Raw genomic sequence first — 17,364 nt, 5'->3', positions numbered from 1 at the left:
AAATAGAATTACAAAAAGTAATCGCTGCACTGAATCAATACCCACAACTTAAAATTGATGTGCGTTCTCATACCGATAGCAGAGCCGATGATAACTACAATATGTATTTGAGTGAGCGCAGAGCAAAAAGCACCATCAAATATATTATCGAAAAAGGAGGTATTGACTCCTCTAGAGTCACAGGCAGAGGATATGGTGAAACCTCAATACTTAACAAATGTGCTAATAATGCATCCTGTAACGAAGAAGAACATCAACTTAATAGAAGAAGTGAATTTATCGTAATACAGTAGAAATAGAATACTTTGATGTGAAATAACTTTTGGTGTCAGGATATTTTTTTATTTTTATTGTCTGAAATTATATCACAAATTATCTGAATGTTTTTTTAAACATTTTGGATGTTAAACATTAAAAGTTAACATAATCACACCACAGTATGGAAAAAGCACAAGAATGGCTTAATTATGGTATTGAACTAGCCAAAGAATACGGCCCTAAATTAGTTACGGCAATCCTTATTTATCTAGTTGGGTCATGGGTAATTAAAAAACTTATTGGTACTACAAAAAGTGTAATGACCAAAAGTAAGTATGATGAGTCACTACAGAAATTTTTACTAAATCTACTTAATTGGGCATTAAAGGTATTTTTGATTGTCCTTGTAATTTCTAAGTTAGGGGTTGATGTAACTACTTTTGCAGCAATCATTGCAGCAGCAGGTCTTGCAGTAGGTTTGGCACTACAAGGTTCGCTTTCTAATTTTGCTGGAGGTGTCCTAATTATGATTTTTAGACCATATAAAATAGGTGATGTAATAGAAGCTCAAGGAGTTCTTGGAGCTGTTAAAGAAATCGAGATTTTTACAACCAAATTAATTACTCCACAAAACAAATTGGCAATAGTACCAAATGGGGCTATGGCAAATGGTAATATTGTAAACTTTACTGTAGAAGGAAAAATGCGAGTAGATATTACCATAGGTATTGGGTATGGAGAAAATATAAAAACTGCAAAAGATATACTTTTGGGGGTTTTAGAGGCCAATCCAAAAGTTTTAAAAGATCCTGCACCCTCAGTAAATGTTTCAAATTTAGGAGAAAGTTCAGTTGATTTGGCAGTAAGGCCTTATTCTACTCCAGAAGATTATTGGAGTGTTTATTTTTCTACCTTAGAAGATTGTAAATTGGCATTAGATAAAGCAGGTATAGAAATTCCTTACCCACATGCTGTCGAAATTCAGAAAGAAGCGTAAGTAGTATATATAGGTTTAACTACAATATACTTTTGAGTTATATATGATATAACCCGTATAGAATTTCTATACGGGTTTTTTGATATAAAGGATAGAAACATATATCTGAAAGAGAGAATACCTAAAAAAATCTTTTACTACTTATTACAAATTCTATATAAATACTATAACAATATTATAATTCTGCTTTTTCCTTTTTTACGATTAACGGAAAATTTGTTATTTACTTTAAATGCATTTTACATTCTATTTTAACAATTTATTGTGATTTTTTCAAATTTTTGAATTGACTTACGTCTAAATAGGATGAAATTCATTTTTTTTTGTTTAGAGTTTAGTGTTAATTTTTGAATTATTTATAAGGATAATTCTTACATTTTTATTTTTTTATAGGTCTTTTTTTAAATATTTTTTATATTTAAATATTTGATATATAATGTTTTATGTTTGTCATTTGTGTTTTGAATAAGTAATTTGTGTTATGTGTTTTGGTGTTTTTGTTGTATGGAAAAACCTCAATAAGTCTGCGTTTTTGAGGTATTCGATTTTAATAATTTGTACCTATATTTAGTAAAAGAATTAATGATGGTATTCTTAGTAAGTTTATTTGTAGACTTTATTTGATTCAATTCCTTCTTTAATTTTTAATGAAATAGTGAATAATTTTTTTAGTATAAAAATAGTGTTTTGAGTTTTTTGTTAATTTTTCAGCAATTATCTTTTAATACTACAACTAAAAATAACCTTGTAATTGTAAAACTTTGGCGAGCCAATAAGTACAAGGTCTGAGTAACGACTAGTTTAAGAGATTAACCTCTATTAGTGTATCGACACTTCTTATTCTGACAGGATACTGTTTACAAGTTATTATATGTAAACGCCCCCTTTCCTTTAGAAAAGAATTGTTGGACATGTTTTCTTTTCGTTAGGCACATATTGTTACTGTGCCATATTTAGACCTGTCTTATTATTAGTGTTATTTTCTTTTTAACACTGTGTTTTCCAAAAACTAATTACTTGTTATTCATAGACGTAATGTGTCGGTCCTGTATGTGTTTTGAGACATACATTACTGTTAAGATTGTTACTATGGATTGGGTTGTTGATTTTTTTTAAATCGTGTAAAGGTTGTTTTTTATCCATGGGATAAACAAGTGAAAGGTGATTTTATAAACTATCAAGTATTTATGCTAAATAAGAAAATATATAAGCTCCTTTTGTATTCGAGGAGTTAAAGACAGCGTATATATGACCAAAATAGTGTCATAATTAAAGTACATTTTGACGATGTGTTTACTAAAAACCTCCCGTTGTTAGGGGTAATTTCGGGGGGTTTTAATAAAAGTCGTTTGATATTATTCTTTAGTCTATATGTGTTAAAGTTTAATATGTAATAAAGTAATAAAGGTACATTTTGACAATGTGTTTACTATAAACCTTCCGTTTTTAGGGGTAATTTCGGGAGGTTTTAACAATTTTTGTAGTAAAGAGAGTAACCGTTGTGATTAAAATTACATTTTGACAATGTGTTTATTTAAACCTTCCGTTTTTAGGGGTAATTTCGGGAGGTTTTAATCATTGTGTTTTAGAGTAACGGGATTAAAAGTGTTTTTATTAAATAATTATTTCTTTCTTAGTACTTGGTTTTTCTTTGAGTGATATGTTACTTTTATATAGTAACTGATCACTTTTTAATAGCACAAACAGAATCTAACTAATGTAATTCCAAATATTTTTATGTTTTGCCATTTGCTCATAGGTATATAATATTGTTTTATTTTTTTCTTTTTCTAAAGATGGATCTTCGTTGAGAATTTTTATGGCGTAGTGACGTGCGGTTTTTAAAATATCATTATCTCTCACGATGTCTGCTATTTTAAGGTTTAAAACACCGCTTTGTTGCGTACCCATAATATCCCCAGGACCTCTTAATTTTAGATCTACTTCAGCAATATCAAAACCATCATTGGTTCGTACCATAGTTTCTAAGCGAGTTTTGCTATCAGATGATAATTTAAAACTTGTCATAAGAATACAAAAACTTTGTTCAGCACCACGGCCTACACGTCCGCGTAATTGATGAAGTTGAGATAAACCAAATCGCTCTGCACTCTCAATAATCATTACACTTGCATTTGGTACATTTACGCCAACTTCGATCACTGTGGTTGCAACCATTATATTAGTTTCTCCTTTTACAAAACGATCCATTTCATAATCTTTATCTCCTGGTTTCATTTTGCCATGAACAATAGAAATTTGATATTCAGGAGTTGGAAAAGATCTAGATATACTCTCATATCCATCCATTAGATCTTTGTAATCCATGGCTTCAGATTCTTGGATCAATGGGTAGACAATATATATTTGTCTACCTTTTTGAATTTCTTCGGTGATAAATCTAAATACTTTTAATCTGTTGCTATCATATCGATGTACTGTTTTTATAGGTTTACGACCCGGAGGCAATTCATCGATCACCGAGATATCAAGATCACCATACAGGCTCATCGCCAGAGTTCTTGGTATTGGCGTTGCGGTCATAACGAGGATATGTGGTGGATAGGTGTTTTTATGCCATAATTTGGCTCGTTGTGCTACGCCAAATCGATGTTGTTCATCGATAATTGCTAAACCTAGATTTTTGAATTGTACTTTATCTTCTAAAATAGCGTGTGTACCTATCAAAATATGAAGTGTTCCTTCTTCAAGTTCTTTATGAATTTTCCTTCGTTCTTTGGTCTTAGAGCTACCCATTAGTAATTTGATATTGATATCTAGATTTTGGGTGAGTTCTTTAATACCTGTATAGTGTTGATTCGCTAAAATAGCTGTTGGCGCCATTAAACATGCCTGAAAACCATTGTCTATTGCTAATAACATAGCCATTAGACCTACAATGGTTTTTCCAGAACCAACATCACCTTGTAAAAGTCTATTCATCTGAGCGCTGCCTCCCATATCATTGCGAATTTCTTTAATGACCCGTTTTTGTGCATTCGTCAAGTCAAAAGGGAGATGGTTTTTATAGAAATCATTAAAATAGTTACCTACTTCACTAAAGGGATATCCTTTGATTTTTTGCTTTCGGATTAGTTTTTTGATAATGAGTTGTAACTGTATATAAAATAATTCTTCAAACTTGAGACGATATTGTGCTTTTGAAAGCAATTCTTGACTTTTAGGGAAATGAATATTAAATACAGCTTCACTTTTAGAAATTAATTTTAATTCTTCGAGGATTTCATTCGGTAGTGTGTCATAAAAACGAATTTTGGTTTCAGAAAATAGTTGTTGTATCATTTTTGATACAACACGATTGGTAATGCCTTTGTTAGATAGTTTTTCGGTAGAAGGATATATGGGCTGCATAGCCGCTCTAAGACTTTTGTTATGCTCATCAAGAAGTTCCATTTCAGGATGTGGCATATTAAATCCATTGTAATATTTGGTTTTCCCAAAAATTACGTAAGGAGTATTAATTTTTAAGTTTTCTCGAATCCATTTATGACCTCTAAACCATACTAATTCGATTTCTCCAGTTTCATCAATAAATTTGGCAACTAATCGTTTTCCTTTTTTTTGCTCTACCGTTTTAATATTTACTATTTTACCTATTATCTGAACTTCGGCAGAGTTGCGTTGTAACTCATTAATTTTATAATATTTGGTTTTATCAAGATATCGATTTGGGAAAAAATTAAGTAAATCTTGATATGTATGAATTCCTAACTCAGACCGCAATAGAGAAGCTCTAGAAGGACCTACGCCCTTTAGATAATCAATAGGAGTTTGTAAAATATTGGAGTTCAAAATCTTTTTTTTTATTATAGCCTAATATCAATTGCGTGGTGACTGTTCTTGTGACAATGCAATATAGAAAACGAAGATAATACTTATTAGAAAATAGTTTTGTATATCAAAATATGTTCTGATGGATAAAACTAGGTTTAACTCTGTCACAGAGCCATTCTAATTTCGTTATTTTGTAGAATATTTGATTTATATAGTTTATGAAATTTTATCATTTTTTTTTGGTTGTCCTTTTTTTATGGTCTGGATATGGTCAGGATATGACATCAGTTATAAATATAGAGCAAAATAAGGAACAACCTTATGTTGATTTTTTAGTTGGAGAATCCCATGTGACGATGCTTCCTAATGATAAAAAGATTAAAGGAGCGGTGCAATACAGTTTTAGAATAGTAAAACCAACTTCTAGAATAAAAGTTGATGCTCAAAATATGTCTATTGCTTCTGTATTATTAAATACTAAAAATGTAGATTTTAAGTATGATAATAAGGCAATCCTAATTTCTTCGGATTTTGAAGTCGATCAAGAATATATTATAAAAATAGAGTTTAGCGCGATTCCAAAAAAGGCATTATATTTTGTAAAAGACCATAATGATGAGGATCAGATTTGGACACAAGGACAAGGGAAATATACTTCTAATTGGTTACCTAGTTTTGATGACATGAATGAAAAAGTCGAATTTGATATAACTATTGATTTTAAAAAAGGATATGAGGTTATAGCTAATGGTAAACTAGTAAAAAATGAAGTAATCAATGATTCTATACAACGTTGGAAATATGATATGCGACATCCTATGTCAAGTTATTTGGTTGCTTTTGCTATAGGTAAATACGATAAGAAGGTAGAAACTTCAGCGAGTAATATTCCTTTAGAGATGTATTATCATCCTGATAATGTTGATAAATATGAATCTACTTATAAACATAGTAAGGACATATTTGATTTTTTAGAAAAGGAAATAGGATTTGCATATCCATGGCAAAATTATAAGCAAATCCCCGTTAAGGATTTTTTATATGCAGGTATGGAAAATACCGGAACCACCATTTTCTCAGATGCTTTTATGGTCGATGAGACTGCGTTTATTGATCAAAATTATATTAATGTGAATGCCCATGAATTGGCGCATCAGTGGTTTGGGAACCTAGTAACTGCCAAAGAGGGAACGCATCATTGGCTTCAGGAAGGTTTTGCAACGTATTATGCATTACTGGCAGAAAAGGAAATTTTTGGTGAAGATTATTTTTTGTTTAAATTATACGAAAGTGCAGAGCAGCTTACAGAATTGTCTAAGAGCTCTCAAGCAACATCATTACTAGATGCAGATGCAAGTTCTCTTACTTTTTATCAAAGAGGTGCATGGGCGCTTCATGCATTACGCAATTTGATAGGGGACACTAGTTTTAAAATTACGGTTCATAATTATCTTGAAACATTTAAGTTCGAGAATGTAGATACTAATGATTTTATTGAAATAGCAACTAAGGTCAGTGGTACTGATTTAAGTGATTTTAGGAAGATATGGTTAGAGAATGTAAAATTTCCTTCTCAAAAAGCATTGAATCTCTTGACAACTTCTAATTTTATAAAATCATATCTGACACTCGCTCAGGAACGTACCCAACCTTTGGCTGGAAAATGGAATACATTAACCAAATCATTAGATTTTCCTGTCAATGATTATATTGGTCAAGAAGTCGTTTATCAATTAGAAGGAATTACTACACCAGAAAACATAGTAATTTATGACAAAGCTTTTGCGACAAATAACGTCTTTGTACGTCAAGCGATTGCAAATACACTCAGTACTGTTCCTAAAGACTTACAAAAGCAATATGAATCATTATTAAAAGACCCATCCTATGCAACTATAGAGCCAGCTCTCTACAACTTATGGGTTAGCTTTCCTGAAAAAAGAAAAGAGTATTTAGAAACCACAAAAAATATTATAGGATTTAGCTCAAAAAATGTAAGGATTTTATGGTTAGTTCTAGCATTGAATACAGAAGGGTTCGAAACCGAAAATCATCAAAAATTCTTTCTTGAGTTATCAGGGTATACGTCTTCAAAATATGGTTTTAGTACTCGCGAAAATGCGTTTACATATTTAGAAAGTATGCAGGCTTTTTCTGACCTATCATTGCAATATCTGGTTGATGGTGCAATGCATCATAATTGGCGTTTTAGGAATTCGTGTAGAAAAATTCTTGATAAATTAATAATCAATGAAAAATATAAAAAGAAATACGTAGTTTTAATGGATAGTTTGTCAAAAAAACAACAAGATTTTTTACAAAGTAAACTAACCCCATAAAAATTTATGCGAGCATTAGTAATTTCTGGAGGAGGAAGTAAAGGAGCATATGCCGGAGGCGTAGCTCAATATCTAATACAAGAAGAGGGGAGGAAGTATGACCTTTTTCTGGGGACATCAACAGGAAGTCTTTTGATCCCACAATTAGCTCTAGGAAATCTCGATAAGGTATATAATATTTATACCAATGTTAGTCAGAATACTATTTTTAGTATTAATCCTTTTATAATCAGAAAAAAGGGAACAAGAGAATTTGTTTCTGTCAACTTTTTTTCTTCTTTAGTACAATTTATTAAGAGAAGACGAACTTTTGGGGAAAGTAAAAATTTACGTCGTTCTATACGTAAGAATTTTTCTGAAGAAGAATTTAATAATATCAAAGAACGTGTGTCTGATGTTGTTGTAACAGTTTCTAACCTTACTAAGAATAGGACAGAATATAAATCTATTAATGATTTTTCTTATGAAGATTTTTGTGATTGGATATGGATTTCATGTAATTATGTCCCTTTTATGAGTTTGGTAACTAAAAATGGTTGCGAATATGCAGATGGAGGTTTTGGATGCATGGTACCTATTAGAGAAGCTATTAGAAGAGGAGCTACAGAAGTCGATGCCATTATTCTTGAATCAGAAAATATGGAATACCAGAAGGTTTTAGGGAAAAACCCATTCTCATTAATGGTTAACTTATTCAGCTTTATGTTTGATCAAGTAGAGGGGCATGATACTGTGGTAGGAAAATTAGCTGCAATCAACAAGAATGTACCTTTAAACTTGTTTTATACACCATCCAAATTAACTGAGAATTCATTAGTTTTTAATAAAAAATTAATGAGAAACTGGTGGAAACAGGGATTCGAATATGCGCAAAAAAAATCTAAATCAGCGGTTGAAAATAAATTGAAAGATATAAGTACAGAATAAAAGTCCTTTTTATTTTATCCTTGATTCAAAAGACTTAGATACCAATCAGAAAGAGTTGATTTTATTTCTAAGGCCATTTAATAAAATAAAAAACAGCTGGTTTTTCTAAAACCAGCCGTTTTTTATTTTAAATCATTATTTTTTGCCTAATGCTGAATAACTACTTTTTTGGTTGTTACTATGCCATTGATGTTTACATGAGCAAAATAAACTCCATTAGCAAGGTTAGCAATATTCATTTGCATACTATCATATATACCTTGTTTGGTCTCTTGTAAAACAGTAACTCCAGAGATACTTATTAAAGTTAGATTTGTAGTTCCTTTGATTTTACCTAAAGAGAAAGTAATTACATCAGAAGCTGGATTCGGAGTAGCTCTAATCTCATCCTTACTGATCGTATAGTCTGAGATGTCCGCGGGATTTTTGTCCAAAGATAATGGGGCGGTCAAAATCTGTGGGTTACATACTTCTAGGTTTCCTATGCTAGAGGTCCATCTCCAGTATCTTAAGCTTGAAATAGTAGATTGTTCAGTTCTAAAATCATAATCAGAAGCAATATTTATTTCACTTGCTCCAGGAGCAGCAACATATACATCATACTTTTTGGAGTTGACATCGATTTCAAATCGAACTATGTATGTGGTTCCTACAACATAGTTTAAAGCAGTAGAGTAATCATAAGAACCGCCGTTTCTTACATCAAACAATCCATTTTTATTGAGTCTTAAGATTGCAGCTAAACCAGAATAGTCGTCAGGTCTGTTAATACTTAATCCGACTACTCCATCCATGTTACTAGTATTAGGAGTTACTTCGACCGTAGCGGTAAACGTACCTTGTTCTGTACTACCTATTTCGGTTCCTGACCAATTAGCACTACTGGTGGCACAAAATGAAGGAACAGCTTCTTCTACCGTTATGGTTACAGGAGAGGACCAAGTAATTCCTCCGTCATTATCTTCAGTTCTGGCTACAATTTCATAAGTGCCTGTGACAACATTGCTCCAAGACTGAGTATAAGGAGCTGTGTAATCTGTAAATAGTAATTGATCATTTGCATACCAAGCAACCTGGGTGATAGTACCATCCGTATCACTTGCATTTGCAGAAAGTGTGATGGTGTCCCCATTATCATATGTGCTGTTGTTAGTAGGAGAGGTTAATGAAACTTCTGGAAGTTCATTTGTACCACCATTTTCATCAACATCACAAATGGATATTGAACCAAAATTGCTAAATGTAGACCAGCTATTTATTTTTGATAAAGCTGATTTTTCTGATCTGAAATTGAAATTATCAGCTAATAGAATTTCGCTTTGATTTTCTTCAGAAACATATACGTCGTATTGATTATTGTTAAAATCAACCTCTATCCTAAAGTTATACGTGGTATATGGACTATATCCTACAGTATTGGTACTACCATATGATGAACCGTTTCGTACATCAATATTACCCGATGTATTAAATCTAACAATTATTCCTAGTTCTGAATATGTGGTAGCGGATGTGTCAGAAAATCCAAATACTCCATCCATATTACTGGTATCCGGAGTAATTTTAAAGCTCAAAGAAAAATTACTGCTTTGCTCGGTAATCGTTTGACTGATCCATTCTGCATTGCTACTAGAAGTACAATTTCTGGGCTGATCTACATTTCCTGCAGTTACCAATACTGAATCAGGAATATTTTGTTTGGATATTCCGGGGCCAGAATATGACAGACCTAATTCACTATCATCCTCAAATTGAAAATAGGAAACACGTATACTGTGATATCCTTTTTTAAGACCAATACCTCCGAGTTTTTCTTGTGATTCGTGCGTTCTATCATTATTAATAACCTCTATATCTCCTACATACAATTTACTACCATCATCAGATTCTAGATAAAATACATAAATACCATCTTGTGGGATATTAATATATCCATTAAATTCTAAACCAAAGTTAGTATCTCTATTTTTTGGTGATAGGCTGATATTGTTAACAGTTCCTTCTTCATTTGGATTCAATAAAGAAAAGTCGGGTAATATGCGCCATTCTCCTTCGTAATAAGAATAAGAAAGACCAGAAGAGATGTCAGTTATATTTTCGGCACTTTTATAAGAAGGTTCGTATAGGTCAGATGTCCACATTCCTCTACCGAAGGTACCAGCAAACAATTTTCCGGAAGTATATTGTATTTCTAGTTCTTTTACTATCGTGGTTGGTAAATTGTTAGAGAATAGTATCCAATCAGAAAGATCATCATTAAAATAGAAAATCCCTAGATCTGTTCCTATATAAATTCCATTATTACTTCCATTTTCGTATACGATACAATTTGTGGGTATATTAGGTAATGATCCAGATATATTAGTAAACGTTTTTCCTCCATCAGTAGACTTGAAGACTTTTTCTCCCTCGGTAAATCCACCTGCAGTAATCCATACCTTTTTTGGATCTGTTGGATGCACAGATATATATGTTTTGGTAGTATAACCAATGTCCTCATTCTCTTCCCAAGAAGAACCTCCGTTTGTAGAATAATATAACTTACTTGATTTTAGTACGTATAAATAATCAGAGTTTGATGGTGCTACGGCTACTTGTCTGGCTGTTGTATATCCAGTTTCCCCTTCGGTAATATTAGTCCATGAATCACCTCTGTCTTCAGATTTCCATAGGTCTGCATATCCTGCATAAATAATATCACTGTCATTAGGATCTAATACATATGGAGTATCCCAATTTCCTGAACCAGCTTCACTCGGTTGTATATTGGTAATACTTAATCCATTATTTTCTGACCTGATGATCCCTCCATTTTGGTAACTTCCGTAAATTCTTTCTGGATTAGAGGGATCGACTATACATTCGAATCCATCTGCTCCATACCAATGGTAGTAGTTTCCATTTTCTATTTTATTACTTCCGTTATCTTGGCAACCATGTAAAAAGCGATTTGGATTAGTTGGGTCTAAACCGATTCTATACATTTGAGAGATAACTAAGCCCGAAGAGATGTTTTCCCAACCATTCGTTGAACTATCATTTTTGTAAATACCACCATCAGATCCGCTAAACAGCGTTCCGTTGTAATACTCAAGCGCATGTATATCAGCATGTGTATAGGACCCGGCGCCAGCAGAAGTTTCTACCCAGTATGAAGAGTTTGTCCATGACGAACCACCATTAGTAGATTTCCAACAGTTGATTCCTCCGACTTGTACTTCATCAGCATTATCAGGTGATACGGCAATTGCTAAATCATAGTAACTTTGGGATTTATTATCATTTCCATAACGATTATACCCCAATATATTTGGGCTATTTGAACGTAATGAAAATGAATTACCACTATCCGTAGATCTAAATACTCCTTTCATCGTTCCTTCTCCTGTAAGCCCACTAAATATAGCATATAAATAGTTAGGTTCGTCTGGTGATACAGCGATAGCAGTCCTTGAGCCCCAAGTTGGTAGAACATCTGATTCCAATTCGTCCCAATTATCTCCTCCATCTGTAGATCGGGTGATGAATCCGGCGCCTGCAGCATATATATAGTTTGGATTTCCTGGTTTGTACTCAATATCATATATCCTTTGATACTGCGTTACTTGATTCCATGAATTTGCACCGTCTGTAGTTTTGAAGATCCCTGATGAAGTTACTACAAACATTTCTTGATTATTAGTAGGATGCATTAATAGTTTGTACCCCACAATACGATCTTCTACATCCCAAGATAAGCCCGTTGACAACCAGGTAACTCCGTTGTCAATAGATTTTAATACTCCAATTGATTGTGTATGCCCCCCATCACCATCACCTGTGAGAATGTAAATAGTTCTATTAGTACTTGGACTTTGATAATCAATTGCAATTCCAGAAATACCTAATGACGGTAAATCATCTGTCAAAGGGGTCCATGCGTTCCCTCCAGTAGTACTTTTCCATAGACCACCTGCAGGAGTACCTACATAAATAATATTAGAATCAGATGGATCTACACTGATACAATTAATTCTACCGATTCCTCCGTTATAACCTTGACCATAACGAATGTGGTTATCAGGACCAATACTTTCCCAATTTCCTGCTATTGCGGATTGTTGAGCGGATTTTGTGTTTTTCTTAGACAATAAAGAACTTTTTTTGTAAGCGTCCCATTCGACTGCTCCGAGATTAGGCACTGTACCATCTGGCATAAGTCGAGTGCTGTAAAACTCTTCCCATCTTTTCCATTGTTTGTACCCAGACCCTTTTCCTTTGTCTTTGTTTTCGTAATGTTTTTCTACTGTTTGAACGATTTCTTCGAAATTCTTAGTCTGTTGTAGCACTTCCATAAAATATCTTTCTTGAAGAGGTGACTGTGCAGAAATAATGAATGTCGAAATAAATAAAATAGCACTGATAAAGAGAACTTTTTTGCTATAAATCTGATGAAATGAATTGTGTAAATATTGTACCATGACTTTTAAGGTTTTGAGGGTACAAAGTTAGAATCAGTTTTTTTTTTAAACTAAATTTTGTTAGATTATTTTTAGTAAAAACGATATATTAATATTAATAATACACATATAATCATTTTTTAACATAAAATATTCATTAATAATGATTTTATTAACAATTACATATCGATTAGATAATGCCTTGAATTAATGTTAATAAAAGACTTTTATTTTGACTAAAAATCAAATTTTGAATGGTTTTTTGACTAAAAAAATATAGAATAATAAACGAAAATGATTTCGCATTTTAGAAACCTTCAATTTAAGGGCCCTTTTAGGGTGTTTTTTTGATATAAATACTTGTATTTTTTAGTGTATCTTAAAAAAAAGGAAACTATTTATGGCTTTAAAAGGTTCGTTAAAAAGACAATTTTGTAAAAATTAAGTTTTTATATAGAACAAGGATCTATACTTAGTATCAGTATAGTACCAAAATTAGTGCTCATACATAGTAATATTGTGGTGTGTTTTTCCTTTAATCCCTTAAATTTTATAGCTTAAAACTATCAAAAAACACTTTAGTCAGATTATTATAAAACTTAGAACATGTTATGCTCTATGGTTTATAAAACCTTCATTTTCCAAGTTTCAATGTGTAATTGTCGTTTAGGTTAAGAAAGTACTAGTGTTTATTATACGTTCTAGTTTACCAATGAAAAATTCTAATGCATAATTTCCTTCCAAAATGTAAAACTAATGAAGGTAAAGCGCAGTAGTTCGAGTATCGTATGTAAGAAATAGTTTTAGTCGGTATACCTAAAAAGTGTTCTTGTTCTTAATTATGATACTTTTATTGTTGTTTCTTTAGTCTTCACTAATATGTTGTAAGGGGTATACAATACATGTACATAAATAAAAATTTGCGAGGTATTTTTTAGTACAATATGGTTGTTAATCTTCTATCAGTTATATGTACAGTAGAAGGGCGAAATTTACTCTAAATCAAATAGTTGATTTCTTTTTTTAAGAAAGTTAGTGCAGCTTCACTAGGAGTCCCTTTTTCAACAAGTTCTGTTAGAATTACTTCCCGCATTTTATTGGCCGATTGTATATCTTCTTTTGATGCAACTTTTCTAATAATACCAATTGTTGCATTTTTTGCAGCTTTTATGGTATTCCAGCTTTCATCAGAAACATAAATCTGTTGGGTGAGATTATGTTCGAATTCTTGATCAATTGTTTGAGTCAATAACGATTCATACCCTTTTTTATCGTCTCCCAGTGGTTGGACTCTAATTAGTAATTTATCGGGAGAGATTCTTTCTAGGAATAGTACTAGTCGCTCATAAGCTTGAAATTTGATTGGTAGCACTTCTTTTTGATTTTCTTTGTGTAGAAGAAATCTACGTTGTTTGTCTTCATTTGCAGTGTGTAGTTTAAAAAAGTAAACTGCTAATAATGTTACTAGTAAAGAAGGTATTAAGGAAATAACTAAAGGTATAATCTGAAATTCCATTTTTAAATATAAAATTGTTTAATTGTATTGTTCTTTGGGCTTTTTCTTATAGGAGCCACCAAGATACATACATTCTTTTAAATCTTCTGTGCATGTATACTCAACATTGGTTTTAGTATATCCAAATGAAGATTCTAACGTTTTGGTTAATTCACCATCATCTACATTAAGGTCAATGTCTTGCATAGTAAACTGGCAAGGGTGCTCATGGCCTGCAGCGTGGGTGATTTCTATAAGTTCTTTTCTAAATGTTTTAAAATATTGTGCTAAGCGATCCGATTTTAAGGGTACATCGATCCCTTTCTGTAACCATTTACTTTGCGTAGCTATACCACTAGGGCATCTATTTGTATGGCATATCTGAGCTTGTATACAACCAATACTCATCATGGCTTCTCTTGCGACATTAATACAATCTATTCCCATTGCAAATGCCATTGCAGCCTTTGCAGGAAAACCAAGCTTTCCACTTCCTATAAAAACAACTCTTTCTGTAAGTGTATGCTTCTGAAAAATTTTATAGATTTTGGCAAACCCATATATCCATGGCAGTGATACATGATCTGCAAAACTCGGAGGTGCAGCTCCTGTGCCACCTTCGCCACCATCAATAGTAATAAAATCTGGTCCTTTGTTCGTTTTTACCATGAGTTCTGCTAGTAGCTCCCACTGTTCTGTTTTCCCAATAGCCGCTTTGATACCTACGGGTAATCCGGTTTCGTTGGCAATATCTTCTATAAATTTTAAAAGTTCAGGAACAGTGCTAAAAGCTGTGTGCGTAGATGGAGAAAGTACATCTTTACCGATTTCGACACCTCTTATTTTTGCAATTTCTGGAGTAATCTTTGCTCCCGGTAATACACCTCCCTTACCTGGTTTTGCTCCTTGCGACAGTTTAATTTCTATGGCTTTAACAAAAGGATTTTGGGCAACTAGTTCTTTTAATTTTGTCATAGAAAAGTCACCATTTTCGTCTCGCACACCAAAATAACCAGTACCAAAATGAAAAATAACATCACCACCGTTACTGTGATAAGGAGATAGTCCTCCTTCTCCGGTATTATGATATGCATTTGATTTCTGGATCCCGACATTTAATGATTCTATGGCTCTTGCAGATAGCGAACCAAAACTCATTGCAGATACATTGATTATAGAACCTGGGCGATATGGTTTTTGACGTTTATTATAAAGTCCCATGACTTTTGCACAAGGAAGAAAATTTTTGTCTTTCTTATTAGGATGTTCAGACTTTAGTTTGAATGGAATGAGGCAATTTTTAATAAAAATATGCTGATGCAAGTAAATATCACAATCCGTCCCAAATCCTTCATAATTATTTTCATTTTTTGAAGAAGCATAGACCCAGCCTCTTTCAATTCTATTAAAAGGTAATTCTTCTCTGTTATTTGCTACAAAATATTGACGTATTTCGGGACCAATACTTTCGAACATATATCTAAGATGACCAACGATAGGAAAGTTATGACTAATTGTATGTTTATTGTTAAAAAAAACATCTCGTATAGCTATGGCAAGTAAAATAATAAGTACCCACATCCACCAAGATATAGCACCGAGAAAATCAAAAATAGTATTCATGGTTATTATATGTTATTGGGCATTCAGATAATCAATAGCTAGTTGGGACATTACTTTTACTCCTAAAAGCAAGCCACTTTCGTCTATATAGAATTCTGGAGTATGGTGCGAAGTAGTCGTCATTGCTTCTGGTGATTTTCCTCCTAGAAAGAAATAGAACCCAGGAACCACTTCTTGGAAATATGAAAAATCTTCTCCTCCTGTGGTTGCTTTTGATAAAATTACATTGTCTTTTCCTGCAATGCCCTGAATGGTAGGTAACATTTTTTGTACCAAATCCGGATCATTATATGTGATTGAAGTATTGTTTTGAAATTCTATTGTTGCTGTACCACCATAAGCTTCGGCTATGGCAGGAACCATTTCTCGCATTCGTTTTATCACCAAGGATTTCATTTCGGGATCTAAGGTTCGAACCGTACCGATCATTTCTGCACTTTCAGGAATAATATTGAAACGTACTCCACTTGTTATTTTGCCAACAGTAATTACTGCAGCTTCATTTACCAAGGGAGCTTCTCTACTGATAATAGTTTGTAACCCATCTATAATCTTTGCAGAAATAAGAATAGGATCTACTCCTGACCATGGAGCCGATCCATGAGTTTGCTTTCCTTTGACATTGATAACAAAACGTTCTACCGCTGCCATGGTTCCGCCTGGTTTATAACGAATTTTACCTACTTCGGTTCCTGAATTGATATGCAAACCAAAAATAGCATCGACATCTGGATTTTTTAGCACCCCTTCTTTGATCATTAATTTTGCTCCGCCTTCTTCTCCTGGAGGAGGGCCTTCTTCTGCAGGTTGAAAAATAAACTTGACAGTTCCATTAATTTTATCTTTATGCTTAGTAAGAATTTCGGCAACACCCATTAATATTGAAATATGGGTATCATGACCACAAGCATGGCTTACACCAACCTCTGTGTCAAGGAATGTTGTTTTAACAACCGACTTAAAGGGGATGTCAGTTCTCTCTGTTACAGGTAACGCATCTATATCTGCTCTAAGTGCAACTGTCTTTCCTTCTTTGTTTCCTTTAAGAATGGCAACAACTCCTGTTTTTGCAACGTTTTCAGTAACTTCTAACCCCAATTCTTTGAGGTGTTTAGCAATTTTTTTTGCAGTTTCAAATTCTCGATTAGAAAGTTCTGGGTTTTGATGAAAGTCTCTTCTCCACTCAATTACTTTGGTTTCTATTTTTTCGGATGAAGATTTAATTTCTGGATCAATTTTTTGAGAATAAATAGTGCAAAAAGTAAGCAATAATACAGATAAAATGATATGTGATTTCATATAGTAAGGCTATTATTTTTAGAAACTAAATTCAGTACCTAATCAAAGATATTTCTTTCGTTTCGAATAATGATAAATAAAATTATGTAAAAAAAGGGAGATAATACCATTTCTAATACGAAATCAAGGTATGAAATAGTTTCTTTTAGGTCTACATAGGGATATAAGGTAGATCTATTTTGAGTATATAAT

9 protein-coding genes are annotated in these 17,364 nt (G+C 32.8%); 4 read left to right on the top strand and 5 right to left on the bottom strand.

All coding sequences use genetic code 11. From position 1 onward, the window contains the following. On the top strand, positions 1-293 hold a 293-nt coding region (locus DZ60_RS23300), incomplete at its 5' end, for an OmpA family protein (RefSeq protein WP_034229985.1). Between the two features lie 146 nt (positions 294-439). After that, on the top strand, positions 440-1,255 hold the full coding sequence (locus DZ60_RS0116890) for a mechanosensitive ion channel family protein (protein ID WP_025743209.1): 816 nt from the start codon (positions 440-442) through the stop codon (positions 1,253-1,255). A gap of 1,710 nt (positions 1,256-2,965) precedes the next feature. Here DZ60_RS0116890 and recG read toward each other — a convergent pair. After that, complete coding sequence (recG, locus tag DZ60_RS0116885) at positions 2,966-5,068, bottom strand: ATP-dependent DNA helicase RecG (RefSeq protein WP_025743208.1); 2,103 nt, start codon at positions 5,066-5,068, stop codon at positions 2,966-2,968. Between the two features lie 200 nt (positions 5,069-5,268). Between recG and DZ60_RS0116880 the strand changes: the two genes are divergently transcribed. Both DZ60_RS0116880 and DZ60_RS0116875 read left to right on the top strand, forming a co-directional pair. Further along, the gene (locus DZ60_RS0116880) at positions 5,269-7,389 is read left to right on the top strand and encodes a M1 family metallopeptidase (protein WP_025743207.1); all 2,121 of its coding nucleotides are present in this window, start codon (positions 5,269-5,271) and stop codon (positions 7,387-7,389) included. 6 nt (positions 7,390-7,395) lie between these two features. Then, positions 7,396-8,316, top strand: a complete 921-nt coding sequence (locus tag DZ60_RS0116875) for a patatin-like phospholipase family protein (protein WP_025743206.1) — start codon at positions 7,396-7,398, stop codon at positions 8,314-8,316. Between the two features lie 146 nt (positions 8,317-8,462). Here the strand turns inward: DZ60_RS0116875 and DZ60_RS24390 are convergent, their stop codons facing one another. The 4 genes from DZ60_RS24390 to DZ60_RS0116855 form a co-directional block, all read right to left on the bottom strand. Next, a complete protein-coding gene (locus DZ60_RS24390; RefSeq protein ID WP_025743205.1) occupies positions 8,463-12,776 on the bottom strand; it encodes a VPS10 domain-containing protein in 4,314 nt (1,437 codons plus the stop codon). Positions 12,777-13,752: 976 nt separating this feature from the next. Continuing rightward, positions 13,753-14,271 (bottom strand): DUF7935 family protein, encoded by a 519-nt coding sequence (locus tag DZ60_RS0116865; protein ID WP_025743204.1) that lies wholly within the window; start codon positions 14,269-14,271, stop codon positions 13,753-13,755. Between the two features lie 18 nt (positions 14,272-14,289). Continuing rightward, positions 14,290-15,873 carry an FMN-binding glutamate synthase family protein gene (locus DZ60_RS0116860; RefSeq protein WP_025743203.1) on the bottom strand — a complete coding sequence of 528 codons (1,584 nt, stop codon included), beginning with the start codon at positions 15,871-15,873 and terminating at the stop codon, positions 14,290-14,292. A 12-nt stretch (positions 15,874-15,885) separates the two neighbouring features. Beyond that, a complete protein-coding gene (locus DZ60_RS0116855; protein WP_025743202.1) occupies positions 15,886-17,172 on the bottom strand; it encodes an amidohydrolase in 1,287 nt (428 codons plus the stop codon). Positions 17,173-17,364: the final 192 nt, after the last annotated feature.

It is taken from the genome of Aquimarina pacifica, from assembly GCF_000520955.1.
Taxonomy (GTDB): domain Bacteria; phylum Bacteroidota; class Bacteroidia; order Flavobacteriales; family Flavobacteriaceae; genus Aquimarina; species Aquimarina pacifica.
The sequence above is the reverse complement of the archived record's forward strand: the minus strand, read 5'-3'. Positions and strand labels throughout refer to the sequence as shown.